Raw genomic sequence first — 19,236 nt, forward strand, 5'->3', positions numbered from 1 at the left:
TGAAGAGGGCAAACTATGGAAAAGGTCAGGATTGGACTTATAGGTGGCGGCTGGATTTCAGCAAAGCATATCGAGGCCTCCAAACATGTCAGTAACGGTCAATTGGTGGCGTTGTGTGATATCGATCCGTCACGCAAGGTGCTGGCAGATGCACTTGGCATTCCTTTTTTTACTGATTACCGGGAACTGTTGTCGCAGGCAGAGGTCGAAGGGGTTATTGATGCCACCCCAAATCCCATGCATTCCATTATCGGCGGCGAATGCGCCGAGCGCGGTATTCATGTCCTGACCGAGAAGCCGGTGACGGCAACCCTTAAGGAGGGCAAGGCTTTGGTCGAAACCGTCAGGCAGAGCGGGATTCATCTGCTGGTCGGACATCATCGTCGCCATTTTCCCCTGGTGAAGAGAGCCCGGGAGATTGTCCGTGGCGGCGAACTGGGGCAGTTGGTCGGGGTCTCCATCATCTGGGCCCTCATGAAGGGGGATGCTTATTACCTTCCGGAATGGCGCTCATTGCCCGGGGGCGGTCCGGTGATGTGCAACATGATTCATGAAATCGACAACCTGCGTTACATCTGTGGTGATATTTTCGAATTGACTGCCAGAACCAAGCGCCTTGTGCGTAAGGGCCAGGTTGAAGATACCATTTCCATGAACTTCGAAATGACCTGTGGCGCGCTCGGGGCGGCTGTGGTTTCCGATACCACCCCGGCCCCCTGGTCTTATGAACTCAGTTCCGGGGAGAACCCGGATTTCTTCAAGAACCAACAGAATTGTTATCATTATCTGGGGTCCAAAGCCTCCTTGTCGTTCCCTGACCTGCATCTTTACAGTTATGCCCATGGCAGCACGAAAGGCTGGTGGGAGCCCCTGATGGTGCGCTCGGAAACGGTCCCCTATTTTTGCCCCTACACCGCCCAGCTTGAACATTTCTGTCGGGTTATTCAAGGCCGGGAAGAGCCGATCATCAATGCCGCAGATGCCCTGCTGACTCTGGCCACAACCTTGTCCGTTCTCGAATCGAGTGAAACCGGCCGCACGGTATCCCCACGGGAGTTACTTGAAAACAGCTAGTGTCCCGTACGGTTAGTTCTATATCCCAATTCTGGCCATTTTTGCCGCTGTCTACGTTCTGCTTTCTCGGCTTAGCTCAAGCTAGGTCTGCGGCAGCACGCCTTGACAGCAACAAAAATGACTCAAAATTAATTTAAACAACTAACCAAACGGGACACTCGTTGCCATCCGGAAACTCCGCAGGGCAACGGCTAAGTTTTCAGGTTGGAAACGAGTAATTTTTCGTTGTAGCAAGGAAATCAAGGGGGGACGCGGAGGCGTAGTCCTTTACGCCGCACAAGAAGACCCGCGGATTGACACCGCCGCAGCGGAAAAGCGCCGTTTCCGGATGAAAACCAGCTAGCCATCGCATTACGTGCCATCGAAAGGAGGTTGCCAGAATTGGAGGGTGAGAAGGTTGTATGACCTTCGCAGAAGGATGAAGTTTTATTATCGTTTTTTAACCGAACCCAGGAGAAAGCAATGAGAAAGAATATTTTTACCAAGCTGATTGTTTTTGCAGTGGCTGCCGCGCTTTTGGCTCCAATGACAGCTTTTGCTGCAGATATTAACAAGCATACGTTTAAATTTGCCTTTCAGAACTCCAAAGAGCACCCACAGGGGCAAGGTGTCGCTAAATTTGCAGAACTTGTTGAGCAAAAAAGTAACGGTAAAATGACGGTAAAACTATATCCGAGCGGTATGCTCGGCGGCGATCTGCAGACCGTTTCGGCTCTTCAGGGCGGAACTATTGACTTCACAGTTTTAAATGCCGGTTTGCTGGTCGGAATCGTACCTGGATTCGGTATTTTTGATTTTCCCTTCATGTTCAATGACGAACAAGAAGCTGATGCGGTTGTTGATGGCAGCTTCGGAAAAATGATGTTTGACAAACTACCGGCCAAAGGCCTGGTGGGACTGGGCTACTGGGAACTTGGTTTTCGTAACGTGACCAATAACGTTCATCCTATCACCAAACTGGAAGACTTCGCCGGGATCAAGCTGCGCGTTCTTCAATCTCCGGTCTTTATCGATACCTTCAATACCTTGGGATGCAACACGGTTCCGCTGCCCTGGCCGGAGGTTTACACCGCGCTTGAACAGCACGTTGTCGATGGCCAGGAAAACCCAGTGACGAATGTCCAGTTTGCAAGTCTCTTTGAGGTCCAAAAATACTTTTCTTTCACCAAACACATTTACTCTCCCCAATCATCTCTGGTCAGTAAGAAAACCTGGGACAAATTGACCGATGCGGAGAGGGCAATCATTGTTGAGGCTGAGCAGGAGGCCAAGCTTTTCCAACGCAAGGCCAATCGGGCTCAAATGGATAAATCGCTTGAGTTTGTTAAAACTAAAATGGCCGTCAATGAAATCGCTCCTGCCGAGATGGATCGCATCCGTGCCGCAGCTAAACCGGTTATTGAGAAAAACACTCCCAAAGTCGGACAAGACGTTGTCGATGCTTTCAATGCCGCCATTGCGAAGGTTCGGGGCAAATAAAATAGCAAGCTAATGCAGGTCAAAGAGCGGGGATGTAACACCCCCGCTCTTTTCAGTTCATGAATTTATTGTCAATAAGCAACATGAATGAATCCATTCATGTTGTCGCGAGTTATGCCTTACAGCAACACACTCTCATGAAAAAACCACTATTTATTCATCGGATCAATCGCGAGCCCCGTTCAATTCATGCTGATAACGAGGAGCGGGATGGGAGTGCTCCATGGTCAGGTCACGTCCTCTCTATGCCCCTTCATATTTCCCGCCTGACAAACGTTGCTGCATTGTTCATTAAAAATTAACTCTTGAGCAACGAACCGCTAACACAAATACATAGAATCTACATGTTCAATACCAAGACGTGACAACGCCGTCTTTGGTGATTTTGGACCGCGATGTGAATTCATTTATTTGTGGAGGAAAAGATGGCTGAAATGCGCGATTCGATCAAGATAACCAGGCGGGATTTTATTAAAAAGACCACCTCGACAATGATTGTTCTTTCGCTGGGATCTTATCTCACGGGATGTGCCTCGGATGATGATTCGGACAAGACGTTTTCTGGTGCTGACTTTGCGGTGATTTCCGATCCCCATGTTTATGACACGGCTTTGGGGACCGAGGGCGAGGCCTGGCAGCAGTATCTTATGTCAGACCGAAAGCTGCTGGCGGAAAGCGAAGCCATTTTAGCGGCCGCGGTTGAGCAGATTCTTGCCGCGACGCCACGGGTGAAATTTGTCATCGTGTCCGGGGACCTGACGAAAGATGGTGAAAAGCAGTGTCATGACCTGTTTGCCTCGTACATGGACCGCTTGCGCGACCAGGGGATCAAGGTTCTGGTCATTCCCGGCAATCACGACATCAACAACCCGCACGCCCACGCCTTTAGCGCTGAAGGGGTGACCGCGGTCGCCAGTGTGACCCCGGAAGAGTTTACCTCAATCTATTCGGCAATGGGGTATGCCGATGCCGTTGCCAGAGATGACCATTCCTTGAGCTACATTGCCGAGCCGGTCTCCGGGCTGTGGGTGTTCTGCCTGGACTCCTGTCAATATGCCAGCAATTATGAAAACGGTTATCCGGAAACCAGCGGCGCATTTTCCGCAGAAACTCTTGCCTGGATTGCCGAAAACATCGAAAAGGCGAAAAACCAGCATAAAACGATCATCGGAACCATGCACCATGGCATTCTTGAACATTTCACAGGCCAATCCCAATTGACCGGGTTAGGGGACGAGTATGTGGTGAATAACTGGCATACGATTTCGGAAACCTTCGCCATTGCAGGTTTGAGTCTGGTTTTTACCGGACACTATCATGCCCAGGATGCGGTTGAACGTAAATTCGAAGATGGGTCTTTCATTTTCGATGTGGAAACCGGGTCCCTGGTCACCTACCCGAATCCGGTCCGGTTTGTCTCGATTGGTGCTGATGACACAGTTGCGATTTCCACAGAGGTTGTGACTGAAATCGATTATAATACCGGTGGTGAACCCTTCCCCGATTACGCCCACGATTACCTGGTCAACGGTCTGACTCTGCAGGCCCCTTACTATTTGGTCAACGGCTTCGGTGTTGCTGAGGCGACGGCAACGGAAATGGCTCCGTACCTGGTTCGAGGCATGGTTGCCCATTATAGCGGAGATGAATCACCCACGGCGGATGATTTGCTCGCGGTGCAAACCTATATGGCTGATTCCGATCCCACCATTGCGACCGTAGGGAGCATCTTGGGGTCGCTGTGGGCTGACCTTGAACCATCGGATACCAACTTCAGCTTTAGTCTTGAAGACGGTATGGTCGAAGGCTAGTGCCTGACCGGGCGGCGTGAATGCTGGCAAAGGAAATGCCGGCAGTTCAACCTTTACTCTGCGAATCCTTTATTCTTCATTCAGGACTTCCCTGATCTTTTTGGTCAGGGAGGCCATGGAGATCGGTTTCTGCAGAAAATTCAGCCCTTCTTCAATCACTCCCTTGTTGGAAATGATATCTGCTGGATACCCGGATAGAAAAAGGACTTTCATGTCCGGTCTGATGGCGTGAAGCTTGTGACTTAATTCCCAGCCATTGACTTCCGGCATGATGATATCAGTGATGAGTAAATGAATGGGGCCTCTATGGGCTTGAGCCAGGGAGATAGCCTTGTCCGCGGTTTTCGCTTCTAAAACCTGATATCCGCACTGCTCCAACATTGTGGACTCCAGCTTAAGGAGCATTTCTTCATCTTCAACAAGCAGGATCGTTTCGCTTCCCCGATAATCAAGTGCTTGGGTATTTCTGATCTCTGCTTCATTGGTTTCAGAACAGCGCGGAAAAAAAATACAGAAGGCTGAGCCACGGCCAGGCTCGCTGCGCACGTCGATAAACCCATCATTCTGTTTTACCGCTCCGTACACGGTCGCCAGCCCAAGTCCGGTTCCGGCCCCGATTCCTTTGGTTGTGAAAAAGGGCTCAAAAATATGTTTCAGGGTCTCTTTGTCCATGCCACAGCCGTCATCGCTGACACAAATTTGAACGTATTCCCCGGCCGGGAGTTTAAACTCCTTAAACGTTTTCGGATGGTCTCCGGGCGTGAGGTTTTGAGTTGATATGCTGATGCCTCCGGTATCGCTGATGGCATCACGGGCATTGACGCACAGGTTGGCGAGAATCTGGTCCACCTGGGAGGGGTCCACTTTGATCTGCCATAGGTTTGGCGCGGGCTTCCAGGAGAGCTGGATATTCTCGCCAATAAGCCTTTGCAGCATTTTGAGGGTGGCGGGGATGACTTCATTTAAGTCAATGATCTGCGGTGTTATGGTTTGCTTGCGGGCAAAGGTGAGCAGTTGCTTGGTCAGGTCGGCGGAATGGTTGGCGGCTTTCTGGATTTCAGTGAGATTGGCGAGAACCGGTTCAGAGCGGAGGGATTTTTTCATTGCCAGTTCACTGTGGCCAAGAATAACCCCCAACATATTGTTGAAGTCGTGGGCGATTCCTCCGGCCAGTTGACCGATCGATTCGATCTTTTGGGTCTGCTGGAGATGGCTTTCCAGCTCATGGCGTTTTTCTTCGGCGCGTCTTAATTCAGTGATATCGCGGCCAACGCCCAGTACGCCGATGATAATCCCGTTGGCGTCATACATGGGAACTTTGGTGGTTAACAGCAGGATCCGCTCCCCGGTATCGGCCAGAGTGATCCATTCCTCGTTAGTGGTCGGCTTGCCAGCCTGCATGGCCAGCTTGTCATTGAAACGGAAAAAATCAGCCAATTCCTTGTCGACAAAGTCATAATCTGTTTTGCCGATGATATCCGCTTCCCTGGCGCCATAGAAGCGTTCAAAGGTGGTATTGCACGACAGGAAAACACCATCGGCATCTTTGAGCCAAATTAAATCGGGGATAGTATCCAGAAGTGCCCGGAAGCGGTTTTTACTTTCGAGCAGTTCGGCTTCATACGTTTTGCGGTTGGAGATATCCCGGACAAAAGCTGTATGGAAAATTTGTCCACTTAAGTACACTTGTTTGACGATCACTTCAACCGGGAAGATGATGCCGTCTTTGCGGCGGTGAGTTGTCTCGATGGTTGCGCTTTGGACCGTTTTCAGGTTTTCCCAGTGCTCATGCCAGCGGTCTCTGGGATAGTCGGGGTCGACTTCCCATAAGTGCATGGACAACAGTTCTTCCCGCGAATAACCAAGGGACTCGCAAGCAGCTTTATTCACATAACAGAAATGACCATCCGCAGCCATCCAGAAGACAGCTTCCGGAGATATCTCTATAGCATGAATGAAAAAATCATGATTGTTTTGAATAAATCCAGATTCCAAAGCGGGAAGGGCATCATTTGTTCTGTTCGGCATGTTTAATCCTGGGCGGAAAAATAGCTCTCAATGATTGATGACGCTCTATTTTTCTATGACGACGACGGTCTGTTGCTGCTAGCGTTTCAAATCATCTGTTTGCAAAACATCCCCCCTGGGTCAATGTGGAATTATTCATCTAAATATATTGTCATAGAAGAAGTCAAGTTTTAGAGAGGTCGGCCGCGGATGAATTAATTTCTGAGGCTAACTCAGTAGATTGCTGTTAACGTTTGCCTTATCTTAACTCTGCGGGTTTCTTGACTTGGAAGCCATTGCCGCGTAAGTTGCCAAAGATTGAAACCGTTGCGAAGGAGGGGGCCTGCGATAATGAGTCACTTGAATTGGTGGATGCCGGTTAAGTGGCTTTTTTTGTGGAACCTCCACACCAAACAAGTGTTCCCTGGTCTCCCTAACCAAACCGGAGCGCGGCTTAAGGCCGTGGACGCAGGCGTGGAGCAGTGGTCAGATTGACAGTTGTTACTGGTTGGATTGATCCTGGCGAATATTTTTCCCCACCGCTTTTTTTGACGAGGTCGTGACCAGAGCAGGCCTTGCAAGATGAGCCTGAGCTGGTGACCAATGGCCGTCAGCAGGGGGCCGGGAACCCCTCGGCAGTCCGGTTTATTGCCTGCTCTGAAGAAACGCCACGAGGTCCTCGACGTCCTTGGCTTTCAGGATGCCGCCGTAGGCCGGCATGTTGTAGCCGCCGTTAAGAATCCGGATTGTCATCTGCTGAGCGGTGAGTCGGTTGCCCACCGTGGTCAGGTTCGGTCCGCGCCGGCCGCCCTGGTCGGAAATGGTGTGGCAGTAAAGGCAACCCCGCTTCGAAAAGGCCAGGCCGCCTCTGGCAACAGGGCCACTGCTGGTGCCGATGACCGTTGCGCTCAGTGGTTTGGCGTTGAAATCAGGGGACCAGTCGGCCTGCAGACCGGCGAGCCAGAGCGCTCCCATGGCGGAAAGAATCAGGAGCAGCGAACAAAGCGCCCAGGGCCGATTAAGGGGATGTCTGTCGCCGCTGTTGGCGACCAGCGGCAGCAACAGCAGAACCAGGAAGCCGAGCAACGGTGCGAGCAGAATGACGTAGTTTTCGAGCCCGTGAGGTAACAGGGCAAGGACTGCGAAATACCACATGAAGTACCAATCCGGCCGGGGCTGGGCATGCAGCAGGCTCGGATCTGGCGGTACCCCGATATCTGGCGGACCAACAGCGAAGGCCAGGCTGATGATTGCGATAATCACCAAAACGCCGAAAACCGCGTCCCGCCAGACCGCTGCCGGCCAGAAGGGTTCGCCGCTGTTGCTGAGCAGTTCCTGATACCATTGCCGGTAGCTGGCCGGGTCGACCGGGCGATTGCGCTCAGGCGGTTCGGAAATTCCGTTGCGCAGAACCAGGTAAAGATGAAGTCCGACGACCATGAGCAGCAACCCTGGCAGCACAAAAACATGCAGGGCGAAAAAACGGCTCAGGGTGTCGGCGCCGACGTTTGGTCCCCCCAACAGAAAATGGCCGATCTGGCTGCCGATAAGGGGTGTCCGGCCCGCCTGCTCGGCTCCGACCACCAGTGACCAGAGGGCGTTTTGATCCCAACGCAGGATCTGCCCGGTGAACCCCATCCCAAGAGTTGCAAAGAGCAGAATCGTGCCGCTGATCCAGTTCATCTCGCGCGGGAATTTATAGGAACCGGTCAAGAATATGCGGATGGCATGCAATCCCACCAGTAACACCATGGCCGATGCTCCGAAAAAGTGCGCGCCGCGTAAAAAATGACCAAAAGGGGCCTGCTCGGTGATGTATTGCAGGCTCTGATAAGCCTGCCCCGATGACGGGATATAGATGGTGGCCAATGCGATGCCGGTTACGACTTGAATCATGAAGGCCAACAGGGTAGCGCTGCCGAAGATGTAACTCCACCCTGTTTTCGGCGGGACGGGATGCAACAGCATGGGCCTGATCATTTGCCAGAGCCCGGTACGGTCCTCAAGCCAGTTAGCGATGCTCCTCAACAGTTTCATAGTGTCTGACTCCTGGTCCGGTTTCTGTCTCAGGTGATGGGCAGGGGGCGGGTCTGGATTTCGACCTGTCCATTTTGAATTCGGGTCTCGAAGCGTTTTAGCGGCTGCGGTGGCGGCCCGCCGGCAACCTCGCCGTTACCGTAGTAAACGCCACCGTGGCAAGGGCACATGAACAGCTCGGCCTCCGGTTCCCAGCGGACCGGGCAGCCCAGATGAGAACAGTTGACGTCGAAAGCGACAAATTGCTGTTCGTCTTCCCGGCGCAGCCAGGTGGCTGTTTTGCCGACCACCCCGGCCCAGGGTAAGGCCTGTGGGTCGTTGAAGGTCACCTTGACGGTCTCTCCAATTCGGAAACTGTCCGGCGCTCCTATCCCAACCCAGCTGGACGGGCGCTTACGTAGCAGCGGACCGAGCAAGAAGCCGATCACCGGAGTCCCGGCCAGGAGCGCTCCCAAGCCGCCAAGGGCGATCGAGAGAATGCCAAGGGCTCGCCGTCGCGCTGTCAGATCTTTATTGTCATGGTCAGTTGAGGAGGTCATTTGCGCAGCTCCTGGATCCATTGGAAGATGCTCAAAGCACATAACAACAAGCCGACAACGACAAAGACCCAGGACGTTAGAATCCCCCACAGGCCGATGGTGGCGGCCAGGGCCAAGACCATTGGCCAAGCGGTTGGAGGTGGAATAACCGCAGGTTTGGCATCGCACCATTCCGGTACAGGTTCGGCGCTGCCGTCTTGCCGGCTCTTTTGACCAGACTCGTGTTTATTCCTCTTGGACAGCATAACGCTTGATCCTCCTTTTCAGAAAGAAGCCTGCCTGTTCACTCCGCTGCGCTCCTCCCCGGCGGCGTACCAGCGCGTCAGCACCCCGAGGATGGCAGTGAGGAAGATAAGACTGCCCCCGACCCACATGAGTACGCCCCCCAATTGCTGGTCGGCGAGAGGAGAAAGTCCCCAGCTGTTTCGCAGCAAAGGCAGAATGCCGAGGGTATCATCGGGATGTTGATAGCCGAGGTAGATCAGCTGCGGGGCAAAGGTGAGGATAATGCCCAGCAGGCTGTTTGCCAGTGCGCCGGTAAAAAGATAGACCAGAGCATAAAACGTATTCAGTGCCCGGGACGCCGCCGGTCCGAACACCGGCCACCAGAAGATGGTGCCGGTTACCAAGAAACACAGGTGCTCAAATATATGGACATGCTCGTTGCTCAGGGTCGCGGCATAGAGGATCGGCAGGTGCCAGATCCACAAGGTTGCAATCCCCAGCAGCCAAGCGACCGGCGGTCGGCCGAGAATCCCCTCGATTCGGGCCGGCAAAGCTTTTTGGAGGAAGTGCCGGGTCGGATCCGCAGGAAGGCCGAGCAGCAGCAGCGGCGGAACAATCAGGTCGAGCAGCAGATGCTGGATCATGTGCGCGCTGAACAGATAATCGTCGCTGAGAATGTCCAGTGGCGACATGAGCGCGACCACGGTAGCGAGCGTCCCGAGCAGGAACCAGATGAATCGGCGTGGCGGATGCAGCCTGGTCAGTGCCAGATAGAGGATCCCCAGCCCCAGCGAACCGATCAGAACCGAGGGGTAAAAAGACCAGGCGCTGAGGAGTCGTGCCATCATAAAGCGGCCCAAAGGTAGACCACGGCAAAGATCACCACCCAGACGACATCGACGAAGTGCCAATACAGCGAGATAGACTCCGTGGCGGTTGGCGCTGGTTCCGTCTCCCGGCCAAAAACGGCCAGGCACCAGAGGATGGTCAGTAACAGCAGGCCGATGAAGACATGCAGCCCGTGGAACCCGGTCAGCGTGAAAAAGGTCGTCCCGAACAGGCTCCGCCCGATGGTGATGTGCTGCAGCAGCAGGTCTTTATATTCCAGCCCCTGGCCAACCAGGAAGATCGCGCCCAGGACAATCGTGAGCAGTAACCAGAACGCGCCGCGCCGTCGGTTTTGCGGCAGGCTGCGCCCGGCCCGCCAGACACTGAAACTGCTGGCAAACAGGAAGATCGAGTAGACGGAGGTTTTGCCGATGTGCAGTTGTCCGACACCTGCAGCCCCGCCGGCGGTTCCTTTGCTGTGGAAGAAAGCGTAGGCAATCACCAGCATCAGGAAGAAAATCACCTCCGAGGCGATGAAGAGCAGCATGGCCATTTTGTTCTTGTCCATCATCGGCTTGCTCCTCCCGCTTCATGTTCGGCTTCCAGCCGGGCTTCGGGTAAATCGGGATGCAGCTGATCCCAGAGCGGCCGGCGGTTGCGGATATAGGGAACCTTGTCAAAGTTGTGCGGCGGCGGGGGAGAGGAGGTTGCCCATTCCAGGGTCCAGCCTTCCCAGGGGTTGTCACTGGCTTGTTCCCCGCGATACAGGCTCACTATGAGGTTGGCAAAGAAGATCAGCAGGGACAGCATCAGGACTGCCGCCGAGCAGGAGGAGAGCATATTCATCGGGGCCAGGTAAGGGATGTCTGCCGGATAGGTGAAGACCCGGCGCGGCATGCCGAACAGCCCCATCAGGTGCATGACGAAGAAGGTGCCGTTAAAGCCGATGATCATCAGCCAGAAGTGCGCCCGCCCCAGCTTTTCGGAGAGGAAATGTCCGGTCATTTTCGGATACCAGTAATAGATGCCGGAAATGATTCCGAACAGCATCCCGCCCAACAGCACATAATGAAAATGGGCGACGACAAAATAACTGTCGGTCAGCTGCCAGTCGATGGGGACCGCGGCGAAGGCAACACCGCTTAAGCCGCCGATGGTGAACTGAATCAGGAAGGCGGTCGCGAACAGCATCGACGTGGTGAAGCGAATCGAGCCGCCCCACATGGTCGCGATCCAGTTGAAAATTTTGATGCCCGTCGGCACTGCAATCAACATGCTGGCCCCGGCAAAGACGTAGTAGACGGGAAATCCCAGCCCGGTTGCAAACATGTGGTGAGCCCAGACAGCAAAGCTGAGAAAAGCAATGGCGACCGTTGAGCCGGCCAGAAATCCGTAGCCGTAGATCGGTTTGCGGGCAAAGACCGGGATGACTTCGGAAATGATCCCGAAGACCGGCAGGATCAGGATATAGACTTCCGGGTGCCCGAAAAACCAGAAGTAGTGCTGCCAGAGCAAGGCTGAGCCCCCCTTGGCGCTCACAAAAAAGAGCGCGTCGAGTTGCCGGTCGGCAAAGAGCATCACCAGCGCAGTGTTCAACGCGGGCAGGGCGAAGAGGATTAAAAAGGAATTGATCGTGGTCATCCAGACGAAGAGCGGTAACCGGCGAAAATTCATACCCGGTGCCCGCAGGGTGAAGACCGTCACAATAACGTTGATGGCGGTGGCGATGGAGCCGGCCCCGGTCAGTAGCAGGGCGATGACCCAGTAGTCCTGGCCGCTGTTGAAAAGATAGGCTTTTTCATTGAGTGGGGCGTAGGCAAACCATCCGGCAAGGGGAGCGCTTCCTGACATGAAGCTGAAATAAAGGAGAAACCCGCCGAACAGAAAAATCCAGAAGCCGAAAGCGTTGAGGCGGGGGAAGGCCATGTCCCGGGCTCCGATCATCAGGGGCACAAAATAGACGGATAACCCAAGCATCAACGGCATTCCGACCAGGAAGATCATGGTTGTGCCGTGCATAGTGAAGATCTGGCTGTAGCTGTCCGGTGACAGAAACGTATTCTCCGGCACCGCCAGCTGAATTCGGATCAGGGTTGCCTCGACCAGTCCCAGCAGCAAAAAGAGTAAGGCCCCGAGCAGGTACATGATGCCGATCTGTTTGTGGTCCACGGAACTGACCCAGCTGAGCAGCCCTCGGTATTCCGGGATTGTTCGGATGGAACGCGGGACAGCTTGTGCCTGGCTCATTTGATTCATTGCAACTCCTCGAGATAGGCCGTCAGGGCGGTGAGTTCCGCCGGTTCAAGTTGAAGATCCGGCATATGGCAGCCGGGTTTGAATTTTTGGGGATCGGCAATCCAGGCTTCAAGATTGCCGGGGGAATTGTCAAAGACCCCGGCTGCGAGGGTCTGGCGACTGCCGATATGCGTCAGGTCGGGGCCAATGTCTTTGTCCGCTGGTGTGCCGGCGATCCGATGGCAGCTGCTGCAGGGACGACTCATGAACACATTGTAGCCTTTGACGGCAAGCGGTTCGGTCGGTTTGGCGGGAATGGCCAGTTGTTTCTTTTGCCATTGACTGAATTCTTCCGGAGTCTGCGCAACAACCCTGATCCGCATCCAGGCATGCTCCACCCCGCAGTATTCGGCGCAGGTGCCCAGATAAAGCCCCGGTTGGTCTGCCGCGATCCAGGCAAAGTTTTTCCGGGCGGGGATTGCGTCGATTTTGCGCGCCAGTTGGGGGACCCAGAAGTCGTGAACGACATCCGCAGAGGTGACGCTGAACAGAAGATTTTTATCGATTGGGATATGCAACTCATTGGCAGTGATGACCCCGGATTCGGGGTAGCTGAATTCCCACCACCACTGGTGCGCAACCACCTGGATGTCTGGCGGTCGGTTTAGCGGCGGCGGATCCACAGCGTGCATGGTTCTGACCGAAAGAAAGAACATGACCGTAACGATCAGCAGCGGGATCACCGTCCAGGTGATCTCAAGCTTGGTATTGCCGAAATCTTGGGTGGGAACCGGGTCGCCGGGTCGCCGCCGGAAGCGCACAGCGCTGTAAAGAACCAGGCCTGCCACAACCAGGAGGATGATAGCCGATATTATCAAGACGATCTGAAAGAGAAAATTGATATCCCGGGCTTGCAGGGAGGCGGGAATCAAAGGCGAAGGTATGTTCATTTGTGCCCTTTTCCTTTCAACTGACAGATTTTCTCAATGCACCATTTCCGGGATTTCGCCTCTTTCGCGGAGGGATCCCCGGTAAGATCTGTGGCGCATGGCAGCAATCGAATGACACGTCAGGCCTGCCATGTCCTCGTCACGTTATTTCCGAGTGTCCTGTGCGTGATTTGTTTCGATAATTCTGAGGCGTTTTGGTTCCTGGCCTGGTGGACAAATACTGACCTGGCTTGAGCCAAGTCGAGCCGGAGCAACGTTGCCAGTCAGCAAAAGAACCGGAATGAACGAAAGCGATTATCCGCACAGTACGTTAGGTCAATTTTGGAGAAGCAAAAAACAATTTGACAACCGGTAAGATGAATTCCCCTTTTTAAAAAGAACCGATTGATATGAAAAGTCTAACTCGACAGTTTGAGTCTTCAAGGAGGTGAGCAAATTAAGTCTATAAAATATGTCATTTTTAACTATAGGCGTTATCGTTGCGTGCCGAGTCTGTTATGCGGAGAAAAGATTGCCTTTACCCATTTTGGATTTGGAAAGGATATGTTAGAGGAAAAAGGGGGGAAGATTTTTCAAATTAATGCGAGCTTTTCACATCGCAAGGAGTGGTGGTCAATTCATGGAAGAAGGGGCCTTGGCAAGCTGTAATCTCAAACTTGCTGCTGTTGAGATTTCATAGTCTACGGGTATGCTTGTGGCGTGATGGCCTAGTCGTGTTCTGGTGCGGCTCGCGAACCAACTGCTTAGAGTCAGAGCACAGTATTCGTTCTAAGGAGAGAAACTATGACATCGATAAAACGTAAGTTGGGTTCCCAGGGGCTGGAAGTGAGCGCCATCGGTCTTGGGTGCATGCCCATGAGCCAGTCCTACGGCCCGGCGGATGAGCAGGAATCTATCGCCACTTTGCACCGGGCCATTGAGTTGGGCTGCAACTTTTTCGATACCGCCGAGGTCTACGGACCGTTTGCCAATGAGGAACTGCTTGGCCGGGCTTTTAAGGACCGGCGCGATAAAGTGCTGATTGCCACCAAGTTCGGCTATAAGTTTGCGGACGGTAAGCGGGTCGGCAAAGAGACCAACAGTAGCCCGGCCGGTATCCGCAAGGCAGTGGAGGGTTCGCTGCGCCGGTTGCAGACCGATCATATCGATCTGCTCTATCAGCACCGGGTTGATCGGGCTGTGCCCATGGAAGATGTCGCCGGCACGGTCGGTGAGCTGGTCAAAGAGGGTAAGGCTCGCTACTTCGGACTTTCCGAGGCCGGGGTCGCCAACATCCGCCGTGCTCACGCCGTTTTTCCGGTCTCGGCCCTGCAGAGTGAATATTCCCTATGGGAACGGAATCTTGAGCCGGAGATCATTCCACTGCTGAAGGAACTGGGCATCGGTCTGGTGCCGTTCAGCCCCCTAGGGCGGGGGTTTCTGACCGGAACCGCCAAACGGGCGGAAGAGTATCCGGCCACGGATCACCGCCACGGTGATGCCCGCTACCAGGGGAAGAACTTCGATACTAACCAGAAGGCCGCGGCCATCGTGCAGTATCTTGCCAATGAAATGGGGGTGATTTCAGGGCAAGTGGCGCTGGCCTGGCTGCTTGGCAAAGGGGAGAACATCGTGCCGATTCCCGGGACCAAGCGCCGTTCCCACCTGGAGGAAAATCTGGCTGCGGTCAACCTGCGCCTTGATGGCGAGCAAATGGCGCGTCTTGATATCGCCCTGGATCCGCGACATATTGTCGGACAGCGTTATCCGGATGACGGCATGGCGACCATTGACCGCTGAGCCATGATCTGTGCGGAATCCGGGCAACCAGCCTGTTGTCTTTTTGATTGAGACATGAAGAAATCCTGCTAACGGGTCGATAAGAGAAACAGGTTCCCCTACCATTGGCTGCGGATGTACCTTAATCGCAACAGGACGACCTTGAAGATTAGACTTTAACGATCTGTTAATCAGATCGAGTTAGCCGCTATTGAAAACCGGGTTTGGGAAATTCAATCTTCTTGCAAAGGCTGGAATCGGGAGTTTTCTATGACAATTATCGGCTGGAAAGAAGTTTATGAGACGGGGATTTTGGCCCTGGATAACGAGCATCGCGAACTTGTGGCCGCGGTGAATCAGCTATTTGAAGCAGTTCGGGATAAGCGCGGAGATGAAGTGTTGACTGAAACCCTGGGCAAGCTTGAAGATTACGTGCTCAAGCACTTCAAGAATGAAGAAAGGTTGTTGGAGCAATATAAATATCCCGATATCGAAAATCATCGGCAGGCTCATGCCGAATTGATGGCAGCGGTTGTGGAAATGAAAGAGCGATCCTCTGCGGAGAAGGAAACTCTGGCTAAAGATCTTCTTAAACTCCTGAGGATATGGATTTTGGATCACATTGTTGAAGTTGATAAAAAATACGGCCCCTTTTTGGAGGCCCGTGCCGGTCGGTTCGTAAAATAGGAATAACAACAGCTCAGAGCTTGAGCGTCATCCCCGGATTTTCTGGAAGAGGGTTGTTATGGATCTTTTTCAATGGAACGAAGCGTTCGAAATCGGATTTTCTACCATCGATGAGCAACATCACCACTTATTTGATGTCACGAATCAATTTGGAGTTCTGCTCGCAAAGGATGGTGTTATCCCTCAAGACACCGATGCTCTTTTGGAAGAGTTGCTTTCCTATACGACGTATCACTTTAGAGAGGAAGAAGAACTCATGCTGCGAGCCGGTGTTGATAGCAGACACATACAGCGGCATCAACAAAAGCACAAACAGTTCTTCCAGGATGTTTTTCTTCAGCGAAGGCAATGGTCCCCAGGCACTCTCCTGATTGAGAAAGGCCTTTTTGAATACCTGATTAATTGGCTTATTTATCATATTCTTGGCTGCGATAGGAACATGGCTCGGCAGATTGGTATGATAGAAAAAGGTGCTTCTGCGGCCGACGCTTATCAAGCAGAAGAACAAGGGCTGGATGTTGCGACTCAAACTCTTTTAAAAGCCCTCACTCATCTGTTCAATCAGGTTTCGGATCGTAACAGGCAGTTAGGTGAATTTAACCAGACTCTGGAGTTGAAAGTTGAAGAAAGGACAAAAGCTTTATTCGAGGCCAACCAAAGACTGGAAAAATTGTCAATTACGGATGCTCTTACCGGTTTAACGAATCGGCGCTTTGCAATGCAGACCTTAACCTCTCTCTGGAAGACCTCCAAGGCCATGGATCTTGGTTGCATGCTGGTTGACGCTGATAATTTCAAGGAAATCAACGATACCTACGGGCATGATGCTGGGGATGTTGTTTTGCGGGAACTGGCAAAAAAACTGCAGGATGCGATGCGGACTGATGATATCGTCTGCAGGCTGGGCGGTGATGAATTTTTGATCATCTGCCCGAACACGGATGCGAAAGGTTTAATACATGTCGCCAATCAGATGCATGCGCAGGTTATCGGTCAGGATATTTCCTTTCAAGGCGGGGTTTGGCAGGGCAGTATCAGTGTTGGTCTTGCATTGAAAACTGCAGCAATGGAGACACCGGAAGATTTAATCAAAGAGGCGGATAATGGTGTTTATGCCTCTAAGAAATCCGGTAGAAACTGCATCCGTTGGATCCGTTAATAGTTTTCCCTCTCTGAGGGTATTTGATGTCAGGCCTCTTGCCGGGCGAGCTCTTTTTATTATAGATCTGTTCTCCCTCAAATGATTTCTGGTCATTTGTTCGCTATCAATACTGCGCAAAAATTTCGGGACCGGTTCACCTATGTGACAATATTTTCCGATAGTATCAAGAAAAAAAATTGATTATCTGCTATACGGATAGTCAGTATCTGTTTTGAACCCTGCCGATCTTTCGCAACTGCGACTGCCGGCTGATCGTAGCAACCCTAAATGAAAAGTGGATGACTGCCATGACTCGACCTGCCAGAACTCAACTCCGATGGGGCATATTGCCATTTCATAAATTTCCACCCGTGACCCGGCTGCTCGGCTTGGCTTGCGCGCTGTTGCTTTTGCTGACGGCTTGCAGCGGCGGCGGGTCGGGCAACTCGGATCCGCCCGATGATGCGCCGGTCATCACCCTGCTCGGCAGCAGTGTCGAACGCCTGGCCCTGGGGGATTCTTATACCGATCCGGGCGCGACCGCCAGCGATGCGGAGGATGGTGACCTGAGCCAATGGATTGTCACCGATTCGACCCTTGATACGGCGGTGGCCGGAAGCTATCTGGTCCGCTATTCGGTGAGTGATTCGGCAGGGAATACGACCACGGCTGAACGGGTGATTTTCGTCCTTGATCTGTCTGTTGCAAATTTTGAGGTGTCATGGCTGGACGATTTCAGCCTGCCGCCTCAGGATAGCGACGGCTGGTCGATTCTGACCCCGTCGGCCGATTCGCGGCTGATCTATGTCTCCAGTTCGAGCGGAGATGACAATACGGCACAGGTCTACCTGCCCGCCGCGACCGAGATCGGCAGCGATCCTTTCAATCCTGCCGGTACGATCATGCCTTTTGCGACCATTCAGGCGGCCCAGGAACTGCTTCGGGATGGTTATCCCGATTATCTGCTCCTCAAACGAGGGGACAGCTGGACTCCCGGGCAAGGCGTGAGCCTGGGGAAAGGGCGTTCCGTCACCGAACGGATGGTGGTCGCGGCCTATGGTGACCTGTCCGCAGAGCGTCCGCTGGTGAAAAACAGCGGGGTTTACCTGAACCGAAGCGGCAATGCAGCGGTGATCGGCGTGCATTTCTACTCCGCCGATCGCAATCCCGCGGAGGCGGAGTTTGTCGGCTTTGACAGTGTTGACGCCGACAGCGGTATCAGCGCCACCCTGTACAGCAATACTGGCGGCCTGCTCATCGAGGATTGTCGGTTCGAATGGTTCAACAGCAATGTCGTGCAGTCTTATGCCTTCGACGCTGACGACAACCTGTTGCCGGTTGCCGACATCATCATCCGCCGCAATATTTTTACCGATAACTATTCGGTGACCTCCCACTCCCAGGGGCTCTATTCCGCCTATAGTTCGGTGCTGCTGGAAGAAAATATCTTCGATCATAACGGCTGGTATCAGCAGGGGGACGCCAGTACCAAGACCGCCGGTATGGCGACCATGTTCAATCACAATACCTATTTTACCGAGACTCGCAACACGGTGTTTCGGAACAATATTTTCCTGCGTGCCTCGAGTATCGGCACCAAGTTCACCTCCAATACCTCATCCGGCACCAATCAGATCAAGGCCTGGAATATCCTGGCCGATAATAATTTCTATGCCGAAGGGGAAATCGGCATCAGCCTGGGCGGCAACAGTGACCAGGACAATGGGCCGCGCTGGGAGAATATCCTGGTGACCGATAATGTCATGACCGGGATTGGCCGAACCTTTCCCACCAACCGGACCCTGGGGTGGGGGATTGAAATCAGCGACTGGCAGAGCGGCCTGGTGTTCGGGAATCTGCTGACCCATTGGGGGAAGGCGGGTGTCTATACCAATACCTGGGGCATCAAAAGCGGCGGCCACACCACGGATACCCTGTTCGATGCCAATATCATCTATGACCTGGTCAGCTCCCTCGGGTTGATGACCTTTACCGATGCGGGCGCGGAACAGACCGTGAGCGGTGCCCAGGATCGGATTGTGGTGCGCAATAACGAACTCGCTGCCCTGGAAGAAACCACCGGACGGCTGATCGACTATCCGCTGGCTCTGACCGACCAGGAGTTTGCCGATAACTATTACTCTTTTGCCAAGGACCAGGCGCAATGGTTTGCCGCCGGAGGGAGCAAAGTCAGCCTGAGCGATTTTCTCAGCCTGACCGCAGATACCACCTCCACCGCCGTGTTACGGGATTATGTCGATCCGGAGCGGAGCATCGGCAGTTATCTGGCGGAGCTCGGTTACGCCAGTGGCCTGAGCGAGGCCACGGAAGTCGAGGCCCTGGTCGAACGGCTGAACCAGCAACGCAAAGGGAACTGGGACAGTCATTTGAGCGCCACGGCCATTAACGGCTATTTCCGTAGCGGATTCTGTCTCAATGGGAACAGTTTGTGCCGGTGATGGTTG

The 19,236-nt window shown here is 53.4% G+C and carries 15 protein-coding genes; 7 read left to right on the plus strand and 8 right to left on the minus strand.

The annotated features are described in order from the left end of the window. The first annotated feature begins 15 nt into the window (after nt 1–15). The 3 genes from N909_RS0117780 to N909_RS0117790 all read left to right on the plus strand — a co-directional run bounded on the left by N909_RS0117780 (nt 16) and on the right by N909_RS0117790 (nt 4,364). The gene (locus tag N909_RS0117780; protein WP_029917486.1) at nt 16–1,074 is read left to right on the plus strand and encodes a Gfo/Idh/MocA family protein; all 1,059 of its coding nucleotides are present in this window, start codon (nt 16–18) and stop codon (nt 1,072–1,074) included. A 462-nt stretch (nt 1,075–1,536) separates the two neighbouring features. Then, on the plus strand, nt 1,537–2,553 hold the full coding sequence (locus N909_RS0117785) for a TRAP transporter substrate-binding protein (RefSeq protein ID WP_029917487.1): 1,017 nt from the start codon (nt 1,537–1,539) through the stop codon (nt 2,551–2,553). A 425-nt stretch (nt 2,554–2,978) separates the two neighbouring features. Next, nucleotides 2,979–4,364, plus strand: coding sequence for a metallophosphoesterase family protein (locus N909_RS0117790; RefSeq protein ID WP_029917488.1), 1,386 nt, complete (start codon nt 2,979–2,981; stop codon nt 4,362–4,364). A 69-nt stretch (nt 4,365–4,433) separates the two neighbouring features. Here N909_RS0117790 and N909_RS0117795 read toward each other — a convergent pair whose 3' ends face one another. From N909_RS0117795 to coxB, 8 genes are all read right to left on the minus strand, one after another. Continuing rightward, a complete protein-coding gene (locus tag N909_RS0117795) occupies nt 4,434–6,392 on the minus strand; it encodes a hybrid sensor histidine kinase/response regulator (protein ID WP_051689935.1) in 1,959 nt (652 codons plus the stop codon). Between the two features lie 624 nt (nt 6,393–7,016). Next, the gene (locus N909_RS0117810; RefSeq protein ID WP_029917490.1) at nt 7,017–8,408 is read right to left on the minus strand and encodes a cytochrome b N-terminal domain-containing protein; all 1,392 of its coding nucleotides are present in this window, start codon (nt 8,406–8,408) and stop codon (nt 7,017–7,019) included. Between the two features lie 29 nt (nt 8,409–8,437). Continuing rightward, nucleotides 8,438–8,947, minus strand: a complete 510-nt coding sequence (locus tag N909_RS0117815; protein WP_029917491.1) for a QcrA and Rieske domain-containing protein — start codon at nt 8,945–8,947, stop codon at nt 8,438–8,440. Then, nucleotides 8,944–9,192 carry a hypothetical protein gene (locus N909_RS24035; RefSeq protein ID WP_036684118.1) on the minus strand — a complete coding sequence of 83 codons (249 nt, stop codon included), beginning with the start codon at nt 9,190–9,192 and terminating at the stop codon, nt 8,944–8,946. Before N909_RS24035 ends, N909_RS0117815 begins: the two co-directional genes overlap by 4 nt. A gap of 18 nt (nt 9,193–9,210) precedes the next feature. Continuing rightward, complete coding sequence (locus N909_RS0117825; protein ID WP_051689936.1) at nt 9,211–10,020, minus strand: cytochrome c oxidase assembly protein; 810 nt, start codon at nt 10,018–10,020, stop codon at nt 9,211–9,213. Next, on the minus strand, nt 10,017–10,571 hold the full coding sequence (locus N909_RS0117830) for a cytochrome c oxidase subunit 3 (protein ID WP_029917493.1): 555 nt from the start codon (nt 10,569–10,571) through the stop codon (nt 10,017–10,019). Before N909_RS0117830 ends, N909_RS0117825 begins: the two co-directional genes overlap by 4 nt. Continuing rightward, nucleotides 10,568–12,256 (minus strand): cytochrome c oxidase subunit I, encoded by a 1,689-nt coding sequence (ctaD, locus tag N909_RS0117835; RefSeq protein WP_211253993.1) that lies wholly within the window; start codon nt 12,254–12,256, stop codon nt 10,568–10,570. The genes N909_RS0117830 and ctaD overlap by 4 nt, the downstream gene beginning before the upstream one ends. Then, the gene (coxB, locus tag N909_RS0117840) at nt 12,253–13,185 is read right to left on the minus strand and encodes a cytochrome c oxidase subunit II (protein WP_029917495.1); all 933 of its coding nucleotides are present in this window, start codon (nt 13,183–13,185) and stop codon (nt 12,253–12,255) included. Before coxB ends, ctaD begins: the two co-directional genes overlap by 4 nt. Nucleotides 13,186–13,968: 783 nt before the next feature. On the opposite strand from coxB, the gene N909_RS0117845 reads away from it, so the two are divergent. The 4 genes from N909_RS0117845 to N909_RS24040 all read left to right on the plus strand — a co-directional run bounded on the left by N909_RS0117845 (nt 13,969) and on the right by N909_RS24040 (nt 19,230). Continuing rightward, the gene (locus N909_RS0117845; RefSeq protein WP_029917496.1) at nt 13,969–14,964 is read left to right on the plus strand and encodes an aldo/keto reductase; all 996 of its coding nucleotides are present in this window, start codon (nt 13,969–13,971) and stop codon (nt 14,962–14,964) included. 249 nt (nt 14,965–15,213) lie between these two features. Continuing rightward, nucleotides 15,214–15,630 carry a bacteriohemerythrin gene (locus tag N909_RS0117850; protein WP_029917497.1) on the plus strand — a complete coding sequence of 139 codons (417 nt, stop codon included), beginning with the start codon at nt 15,214–15,216 and terminating at the stop codon, nt 15,628–15,630. 58 nt (nt 15,631–15,688) lie between these two features. After that, on the plus strand, nt 15,689–16,789 hold the full coding sequence (locus N909_RS0117855) for a sensor domain-containing diguanylate cyclase (RefSeq protein ID WP_029917498.1): 1,101 nt from the start codon (nt 15,689–15,691) through the stop codon (nt 16,787–16,789). Between the two features lie 329 nt (nt 16,790–17,118). Next, on the plus strand, nt 17,119–19,230 hold the full coding sequence (locus N909_RS24040) for an immunoglobulin-like domain-containing protein (protein WP_211253994.1): 2,112 nt from the start codon (nt 17,119–17,121) through the stop codon (nt 19,228–19,230). The last annotated feature ends 6 nt before the right edge of the window (nt 19,231–19,236 follow it).

Source organism: Pelobacter seleniigenes DSM 18267 (genome assembly GCF_000711225.1).
Lineage (GTDB): Bacteria > Desulfobacterota > Desulfuromonadia > Desulfuromonadales > Geopsychrobacteraceae > Seleniibacterium > Seleniibacterium seleniigenes.